Genomic DNA, 23,479 nt, shown 5'->3' on the forward strand with positions numbered 1-23,479 from the left:
TTTAAAACCAGTCGTCGCGCATTGCCAGGCAAGTGTCATCGCGGTTTTCCAGAATGGCCAATTCATGATGGCAGCCCGGTACTTCCCGCGTCAGGAAGTATCGGGCGGCTTGCAGCTTGCCTCGGTAAAAGTCGTTGTCGGCCTGATTGCCGCTAATCAAGCCTTCTTCTGCACGGATCGCCTGTTCGAGCCATCGCCAACCTACTACCGTGTGGCCGAATGCCTTGAGGTACAGCGCTGAATTGGCCAGTGTGCTGGTAATTCTGCCCTGGGCCAGATCGGTCAACAGCCCGAGTGTGACGGCCTGCACGCGTGCGACCAGTTGCTGCAGGGGCTGGCGCAATTCGTCGAGTGCTTGATGGGTCTGGGCACGTTCGCAGGTCGCCGAGATCAGGCGCAGCAGTTGCTTGAGGCCGGTGCCGCCATTCTGCGCCAGCTTGCGGCCAAGCAGGTCGAGCGACTGGATGCCGTGAGTGCCTTCATGGATCGCATTGAGGCGGTTATCCCGGTAATACTGCTCGACCGGGTATTCGCGGGTGTAGCCGTGGCCGCCCAGGACTTGAATCGCCAGTTCGTTGGCGTTAAGGCAGAACTCCGACGGCCACGACTTGACCACCGGGGTCAGCAGGTCCAGCAGTTCGTGCGCGTGCTTGCGATCGTCTTCGGTTTCGCCGGTCTGCGTGTCATCGAACAGTCGCGAGGCGTAGAGGCACAGGTCAAACGCGCCTTCCACGTAGGCTTTCTGGGTCAGCAGCATGCGCCGCACGTCTGCATGTTCAATGATGGATACTGGCTTGCTGTCCGGGCTTTTACTGTCCGGCAAGCGTCCTTGCGGCCGCTCGCGGGCATACTCCAATGAGTACAGGTAGCCGGAATAACCCAGCATTGCCGCACCGAGCCCGACGCCAATACGCGCTTCGTTCATCATCTGGAACATGTAATTCAGGCCGTGATGAGGTTTGCCCACCAGATAGCCGACACACTCACCGTTATCGCCGAAATTCAGCGCGGTGGAGGTAGTACCTTTCCAGCCCATCTTGTGAAACAGGCCTGCCAGCAGCACATCGTTGCGCTTGCCGAGGCTGCCGTCATCGTTGACCAGAAACTTGGGCACGATGAACAGCGAGATACCTTTGACCCCGCCCGGCGCGTCCGGCAGTTTCGCCAGGACCATGTGCACAATGTTCTCCGACAGGGAATGATCCCCACAGGAAATGAATATCTTGTTGCCACGCAGCCGATAAGTGCCGTCGCCTGCCGGCTCGGCGCGTGTGCGGATATCTGACAGCGACGAGCCTGCATGTGGCTCGGTGAGCGCCATGGTGCCGAAGAAGCGTCCTTCGATCATCGGTTGCAGAAAACGCTGCTTCTGCTCGTCGTCGGCAAAGCTCTCGATCAGATTGGCGGCGCCCATCGTCAGAAACGGATACGACGTGGTGCCGACATTGGCCGCCTGAAAGTGGGCAAAACAGGCTTGCGACAGCAGGGTAGGCAACTGCATGCCGCCTGCGTCGAAATCGCGTGATGCATTGAGAAAGCCGGCCTCGAGAAACGCGTTTATCGCGGGCTTGACCTCAGGAATCAGGATCGCTTCGCCATTTTCATAGCGCGGCTCGTTTTCGTCAGCCTTGCGGTTGTGCGGTGCAAAGTACTTTTCTGCAATGGCGCGCGCCGTTCCCAGCGCCGCATCAAAGGTTTCCCGCGAGTGCTCGGCAAAGCGCTCGCGACGCGTCAGACCTTCGGCGTCCAGCACTTCATACAGCTCGAAAGCCAGATTTCGGGAACTGAGCAGCGACTCGGACATGATGACGTACCTGTTCTTGGAATGGCTCAAGTCTAGGTCGGGTTGAGGGGGGAGGGTAGCAAGATTGATTCGGGTGATGGTCGAGCGTGTGCAGTGGGTATCGAGAGCGGACGCGGAGCGTCCAGAGCATGGGAACGGTCGGTGTCTTTCCGACACCTCTCGTTCCGCACGCTCCGGCATGGGAATGCCGTTCTTGACGCGCTGCGTCATCTGTTACCGAGCGGCATCAGCCGATCGTCATCAGGCTCGCATTGCCACCCGCCGCCGCGGTGTTGACGCTCAATGCCCGCTCGATCACCAGACGTTCCAGCGGCACGTTGGTTTCGCCGTGGGACAGGCCATTGACGCCGACGATGGCACCACTGCGTTGTGCGATCTGCTGGCAGACGGCACGTAGCTGGTCGGAGTCGCCGTGGTGCAGGACGGCGTCGAAGTTGACGTCGTCCTTGGCCCAGTCAGGTACCAGTTTGATGCGCGCCTGAACGTCCTTCGGCAGGCGAGCGCGTAGTGACTTGCTGATGTCGGTCTCCGGCCACACGGCAGAGCTGCCGACCGCCAGTAAGGCCGCCAGTTGAATCATCAGGTCGTTCTCGTCGTCAGCTAGGCAAAGCACGTGCTCACGCGGCAGGATCGCGTAGCTGTTGCGTTCGCCGGTCGGGCCAGCCAACTGGCGGGTGATGCCGCTTTGTGATTGCTCGGCGTATTGACTGCACAGGGCATCCAGATCGCTTTGCTGGTTGCTGGCAGCCCAGGCTTTCAGTGCCTGCAACGGCTTGCCGAAGACCTCACGCAGACGGGTATCCGGTGCAGACAGCGCGTCGCTGCGGACGAACGATTTCTCGATAGCATCCTGCGGGCGCGTCGACAGCAGGCGATACAGGTACAACGGGCCACCTGCTTTGGGACCGGTGCCGGACAGACCTTCGCCGCCGAATGGCTGAACACCCACCACTGCGCCGACGATGTTGCGGTTGACATAGACGTTGCCGGCATTGACGTTGTCGATGACCTTGGCAATGGTTTCGTCGATGCGGGTGTGCACGCCCAGGGTCAGGCCATAACCGGAGGCATTGATCTGATCGATCAGCAGGCCAAGCTCCTTGCGCTTGTAGCGCACCACGTGCAGCACCGGACCGAAGATTTCACGTTGCAGCTCATCGAAGCTTTCCAGCTCGATCAGGGTCGGCATCACATAAGTGCCGCGCTTGAGTTCGGCGCTGTCGGCGATGGCCACCTGGTAAACCGTGCGGCCCTTGTCGCGCATGGCCTGGATGTGTTTTTCGATACCTGCCTTGGCCTCTGCGTCGATGACCGGGCCGATGTCCACGGACAGGCGCTCCGGATTACCGAGGCGGTTCTCGGCCATCGCGCCCTTGAGCATTTCAATGACGCGGTCGGCAGAGTCTTCCTGCAGGCACAGCACGCGCAGTGCCGAGCAGCGTTGACCGGCGCTGTCGAATGCCGAAGACACCACGTCGATCACCACCTGTTCGGTCAGCGCCGAAGAGTCGACAATCATTGCGTTCTGGCCACCGGTTTCGGCGATCAGCGGAATGGGGCGACCCTGCGAGTCGAGGCGACCTGCCACGTTGCGCTGCAGCAGGCGGGCGACCTCGGTCGAGCCGGTGAACATGACACCTTTGACGCGTTCGTCGCCGACCAGCCCGGCGCCTACGGTTTCGCCACGACCGGGCAGCAATTGCACCACGCCTTCCGGGATGCCCGCTTCAAGCAGCAGACGTACGGCCTGCGCGGCGATCAGTGGTGTCTGCTCGGCAGGTTTGGCCAGCACCGGGTTACCTGCGGCCAATGCAGCCGCCACCTGACCACTGAAAATCGCCAGCGGGAAGTTCCACGGGCTGATACAGACCACCGGCCCCAGCGGACGGTGACCGTCGTTGGTGAAGTCGTTGCGCGCCTGCACGGCGTAGTAACGCAGGAAGTCCACGGCTTCGCGCACTTCGGCGATGGCGTTGGCGAAGGTCTTGCCCGCTTCACGGACCAACAAGCCCATCAACGGCTGGATTTCAGCCTCCATCAAGTCAGCGGCACGCTCCAGAATCGCGGCGCGCTCGACAGGCGGGGTGGCCTGCCAGATCGGACCGGCGCTCAAGGCGCACTGGATGGCGTTATCGACATCTTGCAGAGACGCTTCCTGCACATGACCGACCACGTCACGCAGATCCGATGGATTCAACGCAGCACTCAACGTGCCTGCGCTGGCCGGACAGCCCAGCATCGGGGCGGCTTTCCAGTCGTTGTGCGCGGTAGCCAGCAGGGCCGAAGACAGCGACGCCAGACGATGCTCGTTGGCCATGTCGATGCCGCTGGAATTGGCGCGTTCGGTTCCGTAGAGGTCTCGCGGCAGCGGAATACGTGGATGCGGCAGGCCGAAACCGCCTTCCTGGGTGGCCATGCGTTCGATCTGGCTGACCGGATCGGCGACCAGTTCCTGTATGGAGATCGAGTGGTCGGCAATCCGGTTGACAAACGACGTATTGGCGCCGTTTTCCAGCAGACGACGCACCAGATAGGCCAGCAGCGTTTCATGAGTGCCAACCGGGGCGTACACGCGGCATGGTCGATTCAGTTTGCCGTCGGCGACTTTGCCTACAACCTGTTCATACAACGGCTCGCCCATGCCGTGCAGGCACTGGAATTCATACTGGCCGGGGTAATAATTCTGACCGGCGATCTGGTAGATGGCCGCCAGGGTATGGGCGTTGTGCGTGGCGAATTGCGGATAGATGACTTCCGGTGCCGCGAGCAGCTTGCGCGCGCAGGCGATGTAGGACACGTCGGTGTACACCTTGCGCGTGTACACCGGATAGCCTTCCAGGCCTTCGACCTGGGCGCGCTTGATCTCGCTGTCCCAGTAAGCGCCCTTGACCAGACGGATCATCAGGCGATGGCGGCTGCGGCGCGCCAGATCGATCACGTAATCGATCACATAAGGGCAGCGCTTCTGGTATGCCTGAATCACGAAACCGATACCGTTCCAGCCGGTGAGCTGTGGTTCGAAACACAGGCGCTCGAGCAGATCCAGCGACAGCTCCAGGCGATCGGCTTCTTCGGCGTCGATGTTCAGGCCGATGTCGTATTGCTTGGCCAGCAGGGTCAGCGACAGCAGGCGCGGGTACAGCTCATCCATCACTCGCTCGTACTGGGCGCGGCTATAGCGTGGATGCAGTGCCGACAGCTTGATGGAAATCCCCGGACCTTCGTAGATGCCGCGGCCGTGGGAGGCTTTGCCGATGGAGTGGATGGCCTGCTCGTAGGACGCGAGGTACTTCTGCGCGTCATGTTCGGTCAGCGCCGCTTCACCCAGCATGTCGTAGGAATAGCGGAAGCCCTTGGCTTCGAAGCGGCTGGCATTGGCGAGGGCTTCACCGATGGTTTCGCCGGTGACGAACTGCTCGCCCATCAGGCGCATGGCCATGTCGACGCCCTTGCGGATCATCGGTTCGCCACTTTTGCCGATAATGCGGCTCAACGAGGACGTGAGGCCTGCCTCATTGTGAGTGGCAACCAGCCTGCCGGTGAGCAGCAGGCCCCAGGTGGCGGCGTTGACGAACAGCGATGGGCTGTTGCCCAGGTGCGGCTGCCAGTTGCCGTTGCTGATCTTGTCGCGAATCAACGCATCGCGGGTGCCCTTGTCGGGAATACGCAGCAGTGCTTCGGCCAGGCACATCAGCGCAACGCCCTCCTGAGAGGACAGTGAAAACTCCTGCAACAGGCCTTGAACGATGCCCGCGCGACCGCCAGCGCTTTTCTGGTTACGCAGTTTTTCCGCGATCGACGCGGCCATCTTGTTGGTGGCTTCGGCAACCGGGGCGCTCAGGCGGGCCTGCTCGAGCAGCATCGGCACCACTTCCTGCTCGGGGCGGCGGTAGGCGGAGGTGATGGCCGCTCGTAATACAGACTGCGGCTGGATGCTTTCGGCAAAATCCAGAAAGCATTGCAGCCCGGCATCTTCTGCCAGCTCACCGCGGTCTTCGTTGTCCTTTGCGCCGGCGGCACTGTTGAGTTCCAACAGGGTTGCACCACTCTCGAGCTTTTCCAGGTAATTGAAAATCGCCTGCTTGATCAACCAGTGCGGCGTGCGGTCGATGGAGTGGGCTGCGGCTTTCAATCGCTCGCGGGTAGGGTCGTCAAGTTTGACGCCAAGAGTGGTGGTGGCCATGTGTTGTCCTCTTTATAGCCACGCAGAAGTGGCATCGGCTTTGGCGCAGATTAGCGTCGGGACGGGGTGAGGTGCAACCGGGTGCAACCCGATTTGGAGAATATTTTGTGATGTGCCCGGCGAACGGCTCATAAAAACAGCGCTATGCGCAATGCTGGTGCGCGATTTTTTGTAAATAGTATTAAAGGCGCCCTAAAATGGCGCGTAAATGCACCTGCGTCAGGTTTTTTGTAACAGGTGCAACTTGCGCGATGAAATGGGTTGCACCTTGTTTGGTTTGTTTAATAGGATTCGTTTCCGCGGTGCAACCGCCAGTCATTGATTGCCGATCCTTGCGGAGCGATCAGTCAACGCGGTGTCGGGTGCAAAAGCAGGGATGTGCCGAATATCGGTCGCTATTCCCTTTGGCATCGGGTGCCAACATAAAAACAATGCCAAGGCAGAACTCATGAGTGTCAGCAACCCTACCTTGATCACGTTCGTGATCTATATAGCGGCAATGGTATTGATCGGCCTGATGGCCTATCGCTCTACCAACAACCTTTCGGATTACATCCTCGGCGGACGCAGTTTGGGCAGCGTGGTGACCGCTCTTTCAGCGGGTGCCTCTGACATGAGCGGCTGGCTGTTGATGGGGTTGCCCGGTGCCATCTATATGTCCGGCCTGTCGGAAAGCTGGATCGCCATCGGTCTTATCATCGGTGCCTACCTGAATTGGCTGTTCGTGGCCGGCCGTCTGCGTGTGCAGACAGAGCACAATGGCGACGCACTGACCCTGCCGGATTACTTCAGCAGCCGTTTCGAAGACAACAGTGGCCTGCTGCGCATCATCTCGGCCATCGTGATTCTGGTGTTTTTCACCATCTATTGCGCCTCGGGCATCGTTGCGGGGGCGCGTCTGTTTGAAAGCACCTTCGGCATGTCCTACGAAACCGCCTTGTGGGCCGGTGCTGCGGCGACCATTGCCTACACTTTCGTCGGTGGTTTCCTCGCAGTGAGCTGGACAGACACCGTGCAGGCTACGCTGATGATTTTCGCGCTGATCCTCACGCCGATCATCGTCCTGCTGGCAACGGGCGGCGTCGACACCACCTTTCTGGCGATTGAAGCGAAAGATCCGACCAGCTTCGACATGTTCAAGAACACGACTTTCATCGGCATCATTTCCCTGCTCGGCTGGGGCCTGGGTTATTTCGGTCAGCCACACATCCTCGCGCGCTTCATGGCGGCCGATTCGGTCAAGTCGATTGCCAGCGCCCGACGCATCTCCATGGCCTGGATGATCCTGTGCCTGGGCGGCACCGTGGCGGTCGGGTTCTTCGGCATTGCCTATTTCTCGGCGCATCCGGATGTTGCCGGGCCGGTGACTGAAAACCCGGAGCGGGTGTTCATCGAGCTGGCCAAGCTGCTGTTCAACCCCTGGATTGCCGGCGTGCTGCTATCGGCCATTCTGGCTGCGGTCATGAGTACGCTGAGCTGCCAGTTGCTGGTGTGCTCCAGTGCGTTGACCGAGGACTTCTACAAGGCTTATCTGCGCAAGGGGGCTTCGCAGATCGAGCTGGTCTGGGTCGGTCGGGCAATGGTGCTGCTGATCGCGATCATTGCCATTCTGCTGGCGGCCAATCCTGAAAACCGCGTACTGGGCCTGGTGAGTTACGCCTGGGCCGGTTTCGGCGCAGCCTTCGGCCCTGTGGTGCTGATTTCGGTGCTGTGGAAGGGCATGACTCGTAACGGCGCACTTGCCGGGGTCATTGTTGGTGCGGCCACCGTGGTGCTCTGGAAGCAATTCAGTACGATGGGGCTGTATGAAATCATCCCCGGGTTCATCTTCGCCAGCCTCGCCATCGTGATGTTCAGCCTGATCGGCAAGCCTGCTTCTGCGTCCATGCAGACCCGTTTCCTGGCAGCCGAGCAGGACTTCAAAGCCAACCGCTGACAGTGTCTGACTGAAACAGAAACGGCCCGTTCTTCTTCGTGAAGCGCGGGCCGTTTTGTATGTGGGCTTAAGGCGCGTGCCGCTCAGCTCTGGTTGTGATCGATATCCAGGTTGTAGAAGGTCGCCTTGCCGCCCTCCGAGGTGTACCCGGTGTTGTCCTGGGTATACACCCCCGCCTTGAAGTACAGAGGCTTGTCCCGCCAGGTCTCACTGATGCGCGTGCTCCAGTCCTGATCCTTGGCGCTGACCGACAGTTTGCCGCCCTTGCTCAGGTGAATGACGTAATTGAATGTCTCATTCAGCTTCACACCTTCTACGATGGTGTAAACCTTGCTTTCATCGTCGTCATAGCGATTGCGGACTTTTGCAACGATATCGCCAGTTTTGGTGTCTTCCTTGTATTGAAACTCGACTTTCAGGAGCGGCTCTGTGCTCTCGTATGCGTGTATTTGTCCGATGACAACCTTGCCAGTGGAAGGTACTTGGTCGACTTCCAGTTTGGCATTCAGATAGTTGTCGGCATCCGGGTATACCCAATTATGCAACGAGCCATCGGACCACGTTTCTCGAAGTTCGCTGCGGGCATATTTTGCGTTCTCGGTTTTACTGCCTGTGACGGGCGACCAGAACACAATGGAGTCGGTTTTTGATTTGAAATATTTACCGTCATAGCCTTTTACTAACTGAGCGGTTTCGATGGTCTTGGGGGGCGACCCCACAGGGATGCTGAGATTCCACGATCCAAGATCTACCATTTTGTCTCCGTCCGTAAATGTCTTTATATCGCTCATAGAAAAAGCCTCTGGCGCGAGACTTCAGGCGGGTTTTATACGGCTCGTAGGACAATTTGTTAATAAAAAAATGTCGAACGGATGGCGTCAAAGTGCTGTCACTTCTTCTGCAGGGCAGAGTCTGTAAGGGGTGTAGCGAATGACCGTTAGTCGGGTAGATCGAACTTTGACAGTAGGGAACAGGCGCCTTGCTTCTGCTTTTGGCGAGACGAGGCTAGAGTTATTCCAAAGTATGACGGTCGTCCTGAGTCTCAGGCGTCATGCCCACATAGAGAAGCAGCATGGAACGCGTGCCAACCCAGCCAGATGATGGCTCTTCAGTTTTACTCGTTGTAGACGATTACCCGGAAAATCTGGTGACGATGTGTGCTGTTCTGCAAAGAACGGACTGGCACATTGTGACTGCAAGTTCCGGAATCGAAGCATTGACCGTACTTCTCGAGCAGGAAGTCGACCTGGTTTTGCTGGATGTGCAAATGCCGGGCATGGACGGCTTCGAGGTCGCGCGACTGATGCGCGGCAGTCAGCGTACCCGCCTTACGCCGATTATTTTTCTCACCGCCAATGAGCAGACTCAGGATGCGGTGCAGAAGGGTTATGCGAATGGTGCGACGGATTATCTGTTCAAACCGTTCGACCCGAATGTGCTCAAGCCCAAGGTACAGACTTTGCTTGAACAGCAGCGTAATCGCCGTGCGCTGCAACAGCTGTCGCTGGAGCTGGAATCGGCTCGTGCGTTTAATGCATCGGTGCTGGCCAATGTCGCCGAAGGCATTCTGGTCGTTGACGAAGCAGGCACCATCAGCTTTGCCAATCCGGCCATCTGTCAGTTATTGAACACCTCCGTCGATCAGCTTCGCGGCACTCAGGTGCTGGACTACATCATCGAGCCGAAGGAGGGGCACTGGCTGGACTCGGGCTTTTATCAGCACTATCGCAAGTCCGATACCTATCGGGTGCATGACGCCATTCTGCGCACTGCGCAAGGCACACAACTGCCCGTGGCGTTGTCCTGCGCGGCGCTGCCTGCCGAACAGAAGGCAATGGTACTGACGGTTCTCGATATGTCGGTGGTCCGTGATCTTTATCAGCAGCTTGAAAAACAGGCCGTCACCGATGCATTGACTGGCCTGCTCAATCGCCGCGGGCTTTATCAGGCGGTTGAAAGCATGCTGTTGCGTAACGAGCGGGCTGATAAATACCTGGTCGTGCTGTTCATGGATCTGGATGGCTTCAAGCAGATCAATGATGCGCTTGGCCATGAAGCAGGGGATCAGGTACTGCTCTGGGTTGCCGAACAGTTCAAGGACAGCATGCGCCCCTATGATGTGCTGGCGCGCATCGGCGGCGACGAATTCACTGTGGTGATCGACGGGCTCGATTACCCCGAGCAGGCGGCCAAGATCGCTGAAAAGCTCATCGAGCGGGTATCCGGAAGACGTCAGGTCGACGGTGTCGAGATCACGCTGGGTGCCAGTGTCGGCATTGCAACCTTCCCGGACTGCGGCTCGAATCTGGACGGTCTGCTGCGCGCGGCAGATATTGCCATGTACGAGGCCAAGCGTGCCGGGCGGCAGCAATACCGGTTCTATGATCAGAACATGAACGGGCGCGCCCGCTCGCGACTGATGCTTGAGGAAAGCGTGCGCACGGCCATCGACGGCCGGGATTTTTCAGTGGTGTACCAGCCTCAGATTCACATGGCGGATGGTCGCCTGCGTGGTTTCGAGGCATTGCTGCGCTGGCAGCATCCTGCGGTCGGAGAGGTCCCGCCTGCGCTGTTCATTCCGCTGCTGGAAGAGACCAGGCTGATCAATCGGCTCGGCGGCTGGATCTTTGATCAGGGCGCCGAGCAGCGTCAGGCATGGAGCCGTATCTTTGCGCCCGACATGGTACTGAGTGTCTGCGTCAGCCCCACGCAATTCTGTCTGCCCAATCTGGCTTCGGAATTGAAGCGCGCCATGGATCGCTTCGAGTTGAAACCGGGGCAGATCGAAGTGGAAATCACTGAAACCGCTCTGGTGAATAACCTCACGCACAGCCATAAACAGCTGAAGTTGTTGCATGACGTCGGTGTGCGCATTGCGCTCGACGACTTTGGTACGGGCGAATGCTCGCTGTCGCATTTGCGCAATCTTCAGCTCGACACTTTGAAGCTGGACAGGCGTTTTGTGGCCAGCATCGCAGGATCAAAGCGCGAAGCGGCAATGGCCAGCAGTATCATCGACCTGAGCCGCAACCTCGATATGCTGGTCATCGCCGAAGGCGTCGAGACGGCTGAGCAATATCAATGGCTGGCCGACAACGGTTGTCAGGTCATTCAGGGCTTTTTGATCGCTCACCCGATGGGCCCGGAAGAGGCGTTGCGCTTTCCCGGGCACTTTGACGTGGCAGGCTTGAGACAGAAGAGATTGTTGTAGAATGGCGTTTTTCGATCTTATGCAAAGGCCCCATGACTGCATCCAGCCATGCTCCGCTCAAATACCTGCAGGCCTATCCGCAGGCCCTGCAGGACCAGGTGCAGCAGTTGATTGCCGACGATCGCCTGGCGGATTACCTGCAGCAGCGCTACCCCGCGCGGCATCAGATTCAGAGCGACAAGGCCCTCTACGCCTATGCGCTGGCGCTCAAGCAGGATCACCTGCGCAATGCGCCAGCCATCAAGAAGGTTCTGTTCGATAATCGCCTTGACCTGACTCATCGCGCACTGGGCCTGCATACCAAGATATCCAGAGTGCAGGGTGGCAAGCTCAAGGCCAGCAACGAGATTCGCGTAGCAGCGCTGTTCAAGGAAGCGCCGCCGGAGTTTCTGAAAATGATCGTGGTGCACGAGCTGGCCCACTTTCGTGAGTCGGACCATAACAAGGCGTTCTACCAGTTGTGCGAGCACATGTTGCCTGGTTATCACCAGCTGGAGTTCGATTTGCGCGTGTACCTGACGTACCGCGATCTGCAGGCCGCGCATGCGCCATGCTGAACCAGGCACTGAAAAAGGATTCGACGATGCAGGTCAGCAAGACCAAAAGCAGTTTCTATCGCCGCCTGTACGTGGCGTATCTGATCGATTCACGGATCGCCAGCAGTGTCCCTGAGCTGATGACGGCAACCGGCATGCCTCGTCGTACCGCTCAGGACACCATCAGTGCGCTTGCCGATCTGGACATTGTGTGCGACTTCGAGCAGCTCGAAGGTGGCCGCAATCACGCCGGCAGCTACCGGATCCGTGACTGGGGCGCCGTTGACAAGGGCTGGATTGCCGACAATCTGCCACGCATCAAGGCTGTGCTGGAGTATCCCTGAGCGGTTTTCAGTCCAGATCGCGACGCATGCCGATATGCGGGATGTCGTCTTCCAGGTAGACCTCGCCCACCGGATTGAAGCCATAGCGGCTGTAATAGCCCTGCAAATGGGCCTGGGCCGATAGGTAGATGGGCTGGTCGGGCCATTTGCGTTCGGCGTTTTCCAGGGCCTGCTCCATCAGTTCATGGCCGATACCCCGACTGCGAATCGAAGGCGCAGTCACCACCCGGCCGATGGTCACGTCGCCGCCTTGCTGGATGGGGTCGAGCAAACGCAGGTAGGCGACCAGCTTGTCTTCCTGCCAGGCCATCAGGTGGCAGGTGTCGCCCGTCAGGTCCTGTCCGTCGACGTCCAGATACACGCATTGCTGCTCGACCACAAACACCTCGGCACGCAGTTGCAGCACGGCATAGAGCTGCTGGATGCTCAGCTCGGTGTGATGTTTGCAGATCCATTTGATAGACATGTTGCAGACTCGCAGGGAAACCAGAAGCGAAGTCTAAACGTATCCGGCGACATTCCCAATAAACGCCGTCAACGATATGAATGCTACGTCGGGTGAGCATGTTGCTCACCCGGCTTGTCTACTGCCTGCTTCAGGTCTTCAATTAAAAACGGCAGGTGCTCTAGGCTCTGTACGAAAAGTGGAACAGGCTCGCCTGACCTTCGCTCGCCGACTTTTCGTACAGAGCCTAACGCGCGAGCGTTTTCCTGCCGATAGGATTAAATCGGGCACGCCGCCCCTTTCAGGAACCTGAGCATGTCGCAGTTGCTTCGAGCGGTGGGGTTGCTGGTCTTCATGCTGATGGCGCCCGCCAATGCAGCTGAAAAGTTGCGTCTTGTCGCTGACCCCTGGCCGCCTTTTACCGACGCGCTGCTGCTCAACGGCGGGTTGGCAACCGACATCGTCAATACGGCGCTGCGCCGTGCCGGGTACACCACACTGTATGAGCAAGTGCCCTGGGCGCGGGCGATGCTCGGCTTGAGCCAGGGGCGTCATGACGTGCTGATCAATGCCTGGTTCAGCGAGGAACGCACGAAAATTGGCCAGTTTTCTGCGGAGTACCTGCTCAATCGGGTGCGTTTCATCAAGCGCAAGGAGTCGCCCATTGGCACCCTGACCCATGAGCAATTGCACAAGTACATGATCGCGGTGGTGCGCGGTTACGCTTATGCCCCTGCGTTTGACAACGACGCCGAGTTGCAGAAAGTTCCTGTGCAAAACTTCTCCACCGCCATACGCATGCTTGCTGCCGAGCGTGTCGACCTGACCCTGGAAGACGAATACGTCGCTCGCTACAACCTGGCGATGGAACCGGACGAGGTGCGTGACCGGGTCGAGTTTCTACCGGGTTCGTTAAGCGATAACAGCCTGCATATTCTGGTCAGTCTGAAAAATCCGCATCACGAAAAGATCGTTGCTGACTTCGATCGCGAAATTGCCGCCATGAAAGCGGACGGCACTTACGATGAATTGCTCAGACTGCATGGGTTACAGCAGTCTCCGGAGCTTTGATCAGGTGCGCGGCGAGGGTGCGCAGCGGTGCCAGTTGGCGGCAGATCAGTGCCAGTTGGGCCTGCACCAGCCGCTGGCTCTCGTCCATGTCCTCGGGCAGTTGCTCCAGTTGCGCGGCCAGCCCTTCCTCGACATCGCTCTGTACCGCAACCGGCCTCTTCTCGGCCAGCCCTGCGGCGATTTCGTCGATGCTGGCGGCCAGCGTGGCGCCGACGTTATCGATCAGGTGTTCGCGGACATCGCTCGGCAACTGCGTATCACGGTGCGCGCCGAGACCTGAAAGGTAGCTCAGCAGCGTGTGCGACAGCACCAGAAAGCGGAAGCCGACGTCGGCCTCCTTGCGGAAGTGGCCGGGCTCCATGAGCATGTTCGCCAGCGTGGTCGACAGCGCCGCGTCGGCGTTGTGGGCATTGCGCCGCGCCAGTCGGTAGGCCAGGTCGTCACTCTTGCCCTTGGCATACTGTTGCATGATCTGCCGCAGGTAGATGCTGTTGCAGGTCAGGGTATTGGCCAGCACCTTGTTCAGGCGCCGCCCCTGCCAGTCCGGCAGAAACAGGAACACTGCGAGGCCGGCGATAAGGCTGCCCAGCAGGGTATCGAACAGCCGGGGCAGGAACAGGCCGTAACCGTCGCCGACCTGATTGAAGCAGAACAGCACCATCACTGTGATGGCGGCGGTCGACAGGGTGTAGCGCGTGGTCCGGTTGACGAAGAACACCACCCCGGCCAGCACCGCGCACATCGATTGCAGAATCGGACTGGTAACCAGATCGAACAGCACCCAGCCGACAGTCAGGCCAATCGCGGTGCCGATGATCCGCTGGCCGAGCTTGAGCCGGGTGGCGCCGTAGCTGGGCTGGCAGACGAACACCGTGGTGAGGATGATCCAGTAGCCCTGTGACGGGTGAATCAGGTGCACCATCGCGTAACCGATGGTTAATGCCAGCGGCAGGCGCAGGGCGTGACGAAACAGCAGCGAGGTCGGGGTCATCTGCAGGCGCAGGCGTGTCCAGACATCCTTGAGGTTGCGCGGCGAGCGGTCCAGCAGGCTGCTGTCGGTGGCATCGGCTACGGCGTCCGGGTTGCTGGCGTCGCTGATCAGACGATCCAGGGTGCCGAGGTTGGCAGCCAGCGCGCGCAGTGAACGCAGCAGGCCGCGCCAGGCAGGGTTGCTCTGGATGCGCAGATGCTCAAGGGATGCGTGCAGGTCTTCCATGGCTTCGGCGAAGCTGGGGTCATACACGAACGGCTGCCGCAGCTGGATGGATTCTGACAGCGCCTGGCAGGCAACGCCCTGTTGACGCAGCAGGCGCTGACAGCGGAACAGCACGTCGCTGTGGAAAAACGCTTCGGCCAGTGAGTTGTAGGGGTAATGCGACGAGCTGGCGCGCTCGTGGATGTCCTGAGCGATGAAGTACAGCTTCAGGTAGCGGCTGACTTTGGAGCCGGGCCGGCCGCTGCCGACGCGGTGCAGAATGATTTCCTTGGTGGAGTTCAGCGCAGCGACCACTTTGCCGTTCTGCTGCGCCAGTTCCAGACGACGTGCCTCCACGTTGAGCGTACGAATCGGTTCAAACAGGGTCGACTTGAGTTTCAGGTACTGGCCCAGCTCACGAAACAGTCGCGCCAGCGCCTGTTGCACCGGCTGGTTGGAAAACAGCATCTGCCACAGCACTGACAGCAGTCCGTACCAGGCCGCGCCCGCCACCAGCAGCATCGGTTCATGCCAGAAGTCCAGCACTTCACCGCCACGTTGATCGACGCCGATCATGGTGTAGACCGAAAGGATCAACGTGCCGTAGGCGATTGCGCCATACCGCTCACCCAGCGCGCCCAGCATGGTCAGGCAGAAGCTGGCCAGCGCCAGCGAGCAGACAAACAGGATGGGGTAGGGGAAGAGCAATTCGACGGCGAGGGCGGCGATGCTGAAACACACCAGTGTCACGGCCAGGGCATTGAGTCGGCCCTGCCAGCTGTCGTCAGTCTCGGCCAGGGCGCAGGCAATAATCCCCAGAAACAGCGGGATCAGTAATGCCATTTCGTTTTGATACCAGCACAGCGCCATGCTGCCGGTCAGTGCGATAAAGACTCGAACGCTATAGCTGAATTTATCCAGCGCCCACAATCGACGGAATGTATGACGGAGAGATTTCGATGCCATGGGTTAGCTTGACGGCCCTGTTCGCAATTGATCGATCGTGCAGGAGGATATGTACAGACCAAATGACTGGCTGTACATCCGCCTCGCAAAATTTATACCGGTTTGTCGTGTCGTGATGTTGCGTATCAGCGACTACGTCACACGTAGTGTGCGGCAGCATAGGCCGACGCCCAGGCCCACTGAAAGTTGAAACCGCCCAGATGACCGCTCACGTCCAGCACTTCGCCCACAAAATAAAGACCGGGGGATTTCAGCGATTCCATGGTCTTGGACGATACTTCGCGGGTGTCTATACCGCCCAGCGTCACTTCGGCCGTGCGATAACCCTCGGTGCCCGCCGGCACCACCTGCCAGCTCGCCAGCTTTTCGGCGATATCGGCCAGCTCGGCGTGGGTGTACTGCTTCATCGGTTTGGAAACGAACCAGTGTTCGGCGATCAGGTTGGCCATCTTCTTGGTGAAAATCTCGCCCAGCAGGGTTTTCAGCTCACTGTTGGGGCGCTCGGCCTGCTGCTGGTTGAGCCAGGCGGGCACGTCGTGATCGGGCAGCAGGTTGATTTCCACCGTGTCACCGGGCTGCCAGAACGAGGAAATCTGCAGGATCGCCGGGCCACTGAGGCCGCGGTGGGTGAACAGGATGTTTTCGCGGAAGCTGGTGTCGTTGCAGCTCACCAGACAATCCACCGAGGTGCCTGACAACTCGGTGCACAGCTCCTTGAGCTGATCGGTGATGGTGAACGGCACCAGCCCGGCGCGGGTCGGCAGCAGCGTGTGGCCGAACTGCTTGCCAATCTGATAGCCAAAACCTGTAGCGCCCAGCGTCGGAATCGACAGCCCGCCCGTGGCAATCACCAGCGACTGGCAGTTCAGGGGGCCCAGCGTGGTCTGCAGGCTGTAGCCGGCGTCGGTCTTTTCGATCTGCTGCACGGAGGTGTCCATGTGCAGGCTGACACCGGCCTCGCGGCACTCTTCCAGAAGCATTTCCAGAATGTCGCTGGACTTGTTGTCGCAAAACAGCTGGCCGAGCTTCTTCTCGTGATAAGGCACGCCATGCTTGGCGACCATCGCGATGAAATCCCATTGGGTGTAGCGGGCCAGGGCCGATTTGCAGAAATGCGGGTTCTGCGACAGGAAGTTGGCCGGCTCGGTGTACATATTGGTGAAGTTGCACCGCCCGCCACCGGACATCAGGATCTTCTTGCCGGGTTTGTTGGCATGGTCGATCAACATCACCTTGCGCCCGCGAGCGGCAGCGGTGAACGCACACATCAGACCGGCAGCGCCGGCGCCAATGATTACAACGTCAGTAACGGGCACAGCGTGGTTCCTCGATCTTCAGGTCACGATCGTTCCCATGCTCCGCGCCAAGCTATGCACAAGCCTGTTTTTGATTCTGGCCGAAGGCCGTGGGAGCGAACTTGTTCGCGAAAGGGCCGGTATGTTCTCCGAAGATTTATCGTCTGAACTACCATCTTCGCGAACAAGTTCGCTCCTACGCCCTGCGGGCAGAAGCCTGAAAACCGTGTTTTCAGGACCTTCAAGGCCTGTATATGACGCTCGGCGCGGCGTGTAGGGACTATCAGGGTCAACGATAAACTTTACAAAATCCGCACGCGCAGCGACTTGCCCTTGATCTTGCCGTTGTTCAAGCGCTCCAGGGCCTGTTTGGCCATGCTGCGCTCGACGGCAACGTAGGCCTGGAAGTCGAAAATCGCGATCTTGCCGACCTGAGTGCCCGGAATGCCTGCCTCGCCGGTCAGTGCGCCGAGGATATCGCCCGGACGCAGCTTGTCCTTGCGGCCCGAACCGATGCACAGGGTGGTCATGGCGGGCAGCAGCTTGCCGCCTTCCTTGATGCTCAGTCTGTCGTATTGCTGCCAGTTCAACGGCGCTTTCTGCAACTCTTCGATGGCACGCGCGCGTTGGCTTTCCGACGGAGCCACCAGGCTGACCGCGATGCCTTTCTCGCCTGCGCGACCGGTACGGCCGACGCGGTGAATGTGGATTTCCGAATCACGCGCCAGCTCGACGTTGATCACCATATCCAGCGCGTCGATGTCCAGACCGCGCGCGGCCACGTCAGTGGCGACCAGTACCGAGGTGCTGCGGTTGGCAAACATCGCCAGTACCTGATCACGGTCACGCTGTTCGAGATCGCCATGCAGGCCGACGGCAGACATGCCCTTGGCGGTCAGGTGATCGACTACTTCCTGCACCTGCTGCTTGGTGAAGCAGAACGCCACGCAGGACGTCGGACGGAAATGGCCGAGTACCTTGACCACTGCTTCCAGGCGCTGCTCCGGAGAGATCTCGTAGAAAATCTGCTCGATCTGGCTGTCGGCGTGCAGTGCTTCGACTTTCACGGTCTGTGGATCACGCATGAATTTCGAGGACAACTGCTTGATACCGACCGGGTAGGTCGCCGAGAACAGCAGCGTCTGGCGGCGCAGCGGGGTCTGCTCGATGATGTCGGCGATGGCGTCGTAGAAACCCATGTCCAGCATGCGGTCGGCTTCATCGAGAATCAGCGTGTTCAGGCCGTCCAGGACCAGCGAGCCCTTGCGCAAGTGCTGCTGTATGCGACCCGGAGTACCGACGATGATGTGCGCGCCATGCTCCAGCGAGCCGATCTGCGGGCCGAATGAAACGCCGCCACACAGGGTCAGGACCTTGATGTTGTCCTCGGAACGCGCCAGACGGCGGATTTCCTTGGCCACCTGATCCGCCAGTTCGCGGGTCGGGCACATGACCAATGCCTGGCAACCGAAGAAACGCGGGTTGATAGGGTTGAGCAGGCCGATGCCGAACGCAGCGGTCTTGCCGCTGCCGGTCTTGGCTTGCGCGATCAGGTCCATGCCCTTGAGGATCACCGGCAGGCTCTGCGCCTGAATCGGTGTCATTTCGGCATAACCAAGCGACTCCAGGTTAGCCAGCATGGCAGCAGACAGGGGCAGAGAATTGAAAGCGGTGTTAGTCACGACGGTGAACCTGCAAAACAAAAATGTCGCGTAGTGTATCACCCGCCAGTCAGACCTGGCACCGCGATAAAGGTCGTGGGAGCGAGCTTGCTCGCGAAGGGGTCCGTACAACCCCCGAAGATGGGTCGTGAGCAATGCGGATCGCCGCCCCGGTCACCCCCACAGGATCCAGCAATCAGCGCGGAGCATGGGCGCGATAGCCAGACAAAAAAATCCCCGCTGGAGGGCGGGGTTGAGGTTCGAGCGTGGCAGCTCGCAAAGGTGTACAGCAAGGCCCGTCCGGGAACGGGCCTGCAGGGCTTACAGCAGGATTGTGCGGATGTCCGCCAGCAATTCGCTCAAGCGCTTGGTGAAGCGAGCAGCAGCTGCGCCGTTGATCACGCGGTGATCGTAGGACAGCGACAGCGGCAGCATCAGTTTCGGCTGGAAGGCTTTACCGTCCCAGACGGGCTGGATGGTTGCCTTGGAAACACCGAGGATCGCCACTTCCGGCGCGTTGACGATCGGCGTGAAGCCGGTGCCGCCAATGTGGCCGAGGCTGGAGATGGTGAAGCACGCGCCCTGCATGTCGTTCGCAGTCAGTTTCTTGTTGCGCGCCTTTTCCGCCAGTGCGGCGGCTTCGGCAGCCAGTTGCAACAGGCTCTTCTGGTCGACGTCGCGGATGACCGGGACCAGCAGGCCGTCCGGGGTGTCCACGGCAAAGCCGATGTGCACGTACTTCTTGCGAATCACGGCCTTGCCGCTAGGTGCCAGCGAAGCGTTGAAGTCCGGCAGCTCCTTGAGCAGGTGGGCGCAGGATTTGAGCAGCAGTGGCAGAACGGTCAGCTTGACGCCAGCTTTCTCGGCAGCGCCTTTCTGCGCCACACGGAAAGCTTCCAGGTCGGTAATGTCGGCCTGGTCGAATTGCGTGACGTGCGGGATGTTCAGCCAGCTGCGGTGCAGACCGGAAGCGCCGAGTTGCATCAGACGCGTCATCGGCACTTCTTCGATCTCGCCGAAACGGCTGAAATCGACTTCCGGAATTGGCGGGATGCCCGAGCCGCCGCTTGCGCCGCCAGCTGGCGCTTCCTTGGCCTTCTGCATCATGGTTTTGACGTAAGCCTGAACGTCTTCTTTCAGCACACGGCCGTGCGGGCCGGTGGAACTGACCGCGTTCAGCTCGACGCCGAATTCGCGGGCCAGCTGACGAACGGCCGGGCCTGCATGAACCTTGGCGCCGTCTTTGGCCGGAGCCGCTGGAGCAGCCGGCGCAGGTGCCGCTTCTGCCTTGGGAGCAGGGGCGGCAGGAGCCGCGGCTTCAGCCTTGGCAGGGGCAGCAGCGGGTGCGCTGGCGGCAGGCGCCGGAGCAGCGGCAGGGGCGGCACCTTCAACTTTCAGTTTCAGGATCAGGTCGCCGGTACCGACTTCCTGGTCCAGTTTGACTTCAATGCTCTCGACAACGCCTGCGGCCGGAGAAGGGATCTCCATGCTGGCCTTGTCGGATTCCAGGGTAATCAGCGACTGATCGGCCTGGATGCTGTCACCGACCTTGACCATCAGTTCGATGATCTTGGCCTTGCCCGACGAACCGATGTCCGGCACGTGGATGTCCTGAAGGCTGGCGCTGGCTGCCGGAGCAGGCGCAGCGGCTGCGGGCGCGGCGTCAGCCGGCTTTTCGGCGGCGGCCGGGGCCGCGGCAGGTTCGGCAGCAGGTGCCGGGGCCGCAGCCGCTTCGCCTTCCACTTCCAGTTCGAACAGCTCGTCGCCTTCTTTCAGGCGGTCGCCCAGCTTGACCTTCATGGTCTTGATGACGCCAGCCTTGGGAGCAGGGATTTCCATGCTCGCCTTGTCCGACTCAAGCGTCAGAATGCTCTGGTCGGCCTCGATGCGATCACCGACCTTGACCATCAATTCAATGACTTCGCCTTCACCGTTGCCGATGTCGGGTACACGAATTAACTCACTCACTATGTCTCTCCTTAGGAGAACCTGTTCACTCACGAATACGCTGGTTCAGTTACAACGAAACAGCGTTGGATGCTCATTTACGGCAAGTAAATTCCGCATCCTCGGCTGTTCACGCTCTGATCAGCGCTCTTGAAGCAGACTCTTAGCAGTCCAGTGGATTGCGTTTTTCAGGATCGATGCCGAACTTGGCGATGGCTTCAGCCACGACCTTGGGTTCGATATCGCCACGATCAGCCAAGGCTTCCAGGGCCGCCAGCACCACGAAGTGACGATCGACTTCAAAGAAGTGACGCAGCTTCTTGCGGCTGTCGCTACGGCCGAAACCGTCGGTGCCCAGGACTTTGTATTCCTTGGTTGGAACCCACTGACGAATCTGATCAGCGAACAGCTTCATGTAATCCGTCGATGCGATGACCGGACCTTTGCGGCCGTTGAGGCACTCCTCGACATAGCTCAGCTGCGGCTTCTGGCCAGGGTGCAGGCGGTTGTTGCGCTCTGCAGCCAGACCGTCGCGACGCAGCTCGTTGAAGCTGGTGACACTCCAGACGTCGGCGCCGATATTGAACTCGTCACGGAGAATCTTCGCCGCTTCGCGAACTTCACGCAGGATGGTGCCCGAGCCCAGCAACTGGACGTGGTGCGCCGCTTCCTTGGTGTCTTCTTCGAGCAGGTACATGCCCTTGACGATGCCTTCTTCCACACCGGCCGGCATGGCTGGCTGGGTGTAGGACTCGTTCATCACGGTCAGGTAGTAGAAAACGTCCTGCTGCTCTTCGAACATCCGGCGCATGCCGTCCTGGATGATCACTGCCAGTTCGTAACCGTAAGTCGGGTCGAAGGTGCGGCAGTTCGGGATGGTCGATGCCAGGATGTGGCTGTGACCGTCTTCGTGCTGCAGGCCTTCGCCGTTCAGCGTGGTACGGCCGGCGGTGCCACCGATCAGGAAGCCACGGGTGCGGCTGTCGCCAGCGGCCCATGCCAGGTCGCCGATGCGCTGGAAACCGAACATCGAGTAGAAGATGTAGAACGGAATCATCGGCTGGTTGTGGCTGGAGTACGAAGTACCGGCAGCGATGAAGGAGGACATGGCGCCCGCTTCGTTGATGCCTTCTTCGAGGATCTGGCCTTTCTTGTCTTCGCGATAGAACATCACTTGTTCTTTATCGACTGGCTCGTAGAGCTGGCCGACCGACGAGTAGATGCCCAGCTGGCGGAACATGCCTTCCATACCGAAGGTACGCGCTTCGTCCGGGATGATCGGCACGATGCGCTGACCGACTTCCTTGTCCTTGACCAACTGCGCCAGGATGCGCACGAAAGCCATGGTGGTGGAAATTTCACGGTCGCCCGAACCGTCAAGGATGGCCTTGAGGGTGTCGAGTGGCGGCGTCGGCAGGTTGAAGCTCTGCGCGCGACGCTGAGGCACGAAGCCACCCAGCGCAGCACGACGCTCGCTCAGGTAACGGGCTTCGGCGCTGCCTTCTTCCGGCTTGTAGAACGGCAGGGCTTCGAGTTCGGAGTCCTTGACCGGGATGTCGAAACGGTCACGGAAGTGACGCAGGCTGTCGACATCGACCTTCTTGGTGTTGTGCGCAGTGTTTTTTGCTTCGCCTGCGCCGGTGCCATAACCCTTGATGGTCTTGGCCAGAACCACGGTCGGTTGACCCTTGTGGTTGACGGCTTCGTGGTAGGCCGCATAAACCTTGTACGGGTCGTGGCCGCCACGGTTGAGTTTCCAGATCTCGTCGTCGGACAGATCGGCAACCATCGCCTTGAGTTCAGGCGAGTTGAAGAAGTGCTCGCGGACGAACGCGCCGTCCTTGGCCTTGTAGTTCTGGTATTCGCCGTCGATGACTTCGTCCATGCGACGTTGCAGGATACCGTCGACGTCCTTGGCCAGCAGTGGGTCCCAGAAACGGCCCCAGATGACTTTGGTGACGTTCCATTGGGCGCCGCGGAACACGCCTTCGAGTTCCTGGATGATCTTGGCGTTGCCGCGAACCGGGCCGTCGAGGCGCTGCAGGTTGCAGTTGACGACGAAGATCAGGTTGTCGAGCTTCTCGCGACCGGCCAGGGCGATGGCGCCCAGCGATTCCGGCTCGTCGGTCTCGCCGTCACCCAGGAAGCACCAGACTTTCTGCTTGCCTTCCGGAATGTAACCGCGGTGCTCCAGGTACTTCATGAAGCGCGCCTGGTAGATCGCCTGGATCGGGCCAAGGCCCATCGATACAGTCGGGAACTGCCAGAAATCCTTCATCAGCCACGGGTGTGGATAAGAGGACAGGCCATTGCCGTCGACTTCCTGACGGAAGTTGTTCATCTGGTCTTCGGTAATGCGGCCTTCGAGGAACGCACGGGCGTAGACGCCTGGCGATGCATGACCCTGGAAGTAGATCAGGTCGCCGCCGTGTTCGTCGGTCGGGGCCTGGAAGAAATAGTTGAAGCCGATGTCGTACAGCGTGGCGCTGGAGGCGAAGCTGGAGATGTGGCCGCCCAGATCCGGGTCGTTCAGGTTGGTTTTGACGACCATGGCCAATGCGTTCCAGCGCACCAGCGAGCGAATGCGGCGTTCCATGAACAGGTCGCCAGGCATGCGTGCTTCGTGGGTGACAGGAATGGTGTTGCGATATGGCGTGGTGATGGCGTACGGCAGCTGCGAACCACTACGGGTGGCCAGCTCGCCCAAACGGGTCATGAGGTAGTGAGCGCGGTCTTCGCCTTCTTTGTCGAGAACCGATTCCAGGGCGTCCAGCCATTCCTGGGTTTCGACGGGATCGAGGTCTTGCATGGCTTGCTCCAGGGCGGAAAGGCTTCCAGAATCGGTTGCCTGAGTTTGCGACTGGCCTTGTGGGCAGACGACATAA

The 23,479-nt window shown here is 59.6% G+C and carries 14 protein-coding genes; 5 read left to right on the forward strand and 9 right to left on the reverse strand.

The genetic code is table 11. The features are described 5' to 3' along the window. Position 1: 1 nt before the first annotated feature. Positions 2–1,804 carry an acyl-CoA dehydrogenase gene (locus BLR16_RS14530; protein ID WP_074806751.1) on the reverse strand — a complete coding sequence of 601 codons (1,803 nt, stop codon included), beginning with the start codon at positions 1,802–1,804 and terminating at the stop codon, positions 2–4. Between the two features lie 226 nt (positions 1,805–2,030). Beyond that, positions 2,031–5,987 (reverse strand): trifunctional transcriptional regulator/proline dehydrogenase/L-glutamate gamma-semialdehyde dehydrogenase, encoded by a 3,957-nt coding sequence (putA, locus tag BLR16_RS14535; RefSeq protein WP_074806754.1) that lies wholly within the window; start codon positions 5,985–5,987, stop codon positions 2,031–2,033. A 448-nt stretch (positions 5,988–6,435) separates the two neighbouring features. Between putA and putP the strand changes: the two genes are divergently transcribed. After that, entirely contained in the window at positions 6,436–7,923 is a 1,488-nt protein-coding gene (putP, locus tag BLR16_RS14540) for a sodium/proline symporter PutP (RefSeq protein WP_074806757.1), read from the forward strand. An 83-nt stretch (positions 7,924–8,006) separates the two neighbouring features. On the opposite strand, the gene BLR16_RS14545 is transcribed toward putP, so the two are convergent. Then, positions 8,007–8,678, reverse strand: coding sequence for a polysaccharide lyase family 7 protein (locus tag BLR16_RS14545; protein ID WP_003366199.1), 672 nt, complete (start codon positions 8,676–8,678; stop codon positions 8,007–8,009). A 317-nt stretch (positions 8,679–8,995) separates the two neighbouring features. On the opposite strand from BLR16_RS14545, the gene BLR16_RS14550 reads away from it, so the two are divergent. Genes BLR16_RS14550 through BLR16_RS14560 form a run of 3 tightly spaced genes read left to right on the forward strand, consistent with a single transcriptional unit; the run spans position 8,996 to position 12,014 of the window. Beyond that, a complete protein-coding gene (locus tag BLR16_RS14550) occupies positions 8,996–11,134 on the forward strand; it encodes a putative bifunctional diguanylate cyclase/phosphodiesterase (protein WP_003366201.1) in 2,139 nt (712 codons plus the stop codon). 32 nt (positions 11,135–11,166) lie between these two features. Beyond that, on the forward strand, positions 11,167–11,691 hold the full coding sequence (locus BLR16_RS14555; protein ID WP_003366203.1) for a M48 metallopeptidase family protein: 525 nt from the start codon (positions 11,167–11,169) through the stop codon (positions 11,689–11,691). A 26-nt stretch (positions 11,692–11,717) separates the two neighbouring features. After that, on the forward strand, positions 11,718–12,014 hold the full coding sequence (locus BLR16_RS14560) for a winged helix-turn-helix domain-containing protein (RefSeq protein ID WP_044309330.1): 297 nt from the start codon (positions 11,718–11,720) through the stop codon (positions 12,012–12,014). A 7-nt stretch (positions 12,015–12,021) separates the two neighbouring features. Here the strand turns inward: BLR16_RS14560 and BLR16_RS14565 are convergent, their stop codons facing one another. Beyond that, positions 12,022–12,480, reverse strand: a complete 459-nt coding sequence (locus BLR16_RS14565; RefSeq protein WP_002551760.1) for a GNAT family N-acetyltransferase — start codon at positions 12,478–12,480, stop codon at positions 12,022–12,024. Positions 12,481–12,774: 294 nt separating this feature from the next. Between BLR16_RS14565 and BLR16_RS14570 the strand changes: the two genes are divergently transcribed. Next, positions 12,775–13,530 carry a substrate-binding periplasmic protein gene (locus tag BLR16_RS14570; protein ID WP_092194331.1) on the forward strand — a complete coding sequence of 252 codons (756 nt, stop codon included), beginning with the start codon at positions 12,775–12,777 and terminating at the stop codon, positions 13,528–13,530. On the opposite strand, the gene yccS is transcribed toward BLR16_RS14570, so the two are convergent. From yccS to aceE, 5 genes are all read right to left on the reverse strand, one after another. Beyond that, positions 13,493–15,691 carry a YccS family putative transporter gene (gene yccS, locus BLR16_RS14575; RefSeq protein WP_058397738.1) on the reverse strand — a complete coding sequence of 733 codons (2,199 nt, stop codon included), beginning with the start codon at positions 15,689–15,691 and terminating at the stop codon, positions 13,493–13,495. The two genes, BLR16_RS14570 and yccS, sit on opposite strands and share 38 nt — an antisense overlap. A gap of 137 nt (positions 15,692–15,828) precedes the next feature. Beyond that, a complete protein-coding gene (locus BLR16_RS14580; protein WP_072365044.1) occupies positions 15,829–17,007 on the reverse strand; it encodes a BaiN/RdsA family NAD(P)/FAD-dependent oxidoreductase in 1,179 nt (392 codons plus the stop codon). 281 nt (positions 17,008–17,288) lie between these two features. Continuing rightward, positions 17,289–18,668, reverse strand: coding sequence for an ATP-dependent RNA helicase DbpA (dbpA, locus tag BLR16_RS14590; RefSeq protein WP_074806761.1), 1,380 nt, complete (start codon positions 18,666–18,668; stop codon positions 17,289–17,291). A 300-nt stretch (positions 18,669–18,968) separates the two neighbouring features. Beyond that, positions 18,969–20,615 (reverse strand): dihydrolipoyllysine-residue acetyltransferase, encoded by a 1,647-nt coding sequence (gene aceF / locus BLR16_RS14595; protein ID WP_074806764.1) that lies wholly within the window; start codon positions 20,613–20,615, stop codon positions 18,969–18,971. Between the two features lie 142 nt (positions 20,616–20,757). Next, positions 20,758–23,403, reverse strand: a complete 2,646-nt coding sequence (aceE, locus tag BLR16_RS14600) for a pyruvate dehydrogenase (acetyl-transferring), homodimeric type (RefSeq protein WP_003431997.1) — start codon at positions 23,401–23,403, stop codon at positions 20,758–20,760. Positions 23,404–23,479 lie beyond the last annotated feature (76 nt).

Source organism: Pseudomonas sp. BS3767, from assembly GCF_900099665.1.
GTDB classification, from domain to species: Bacteria; Pseudomonadota; Gammaproteobacteria; order Pseudomonadales; family Pseudomonadaceae; genus Aquipseudomonas; species Aquipseudomonas cerasi.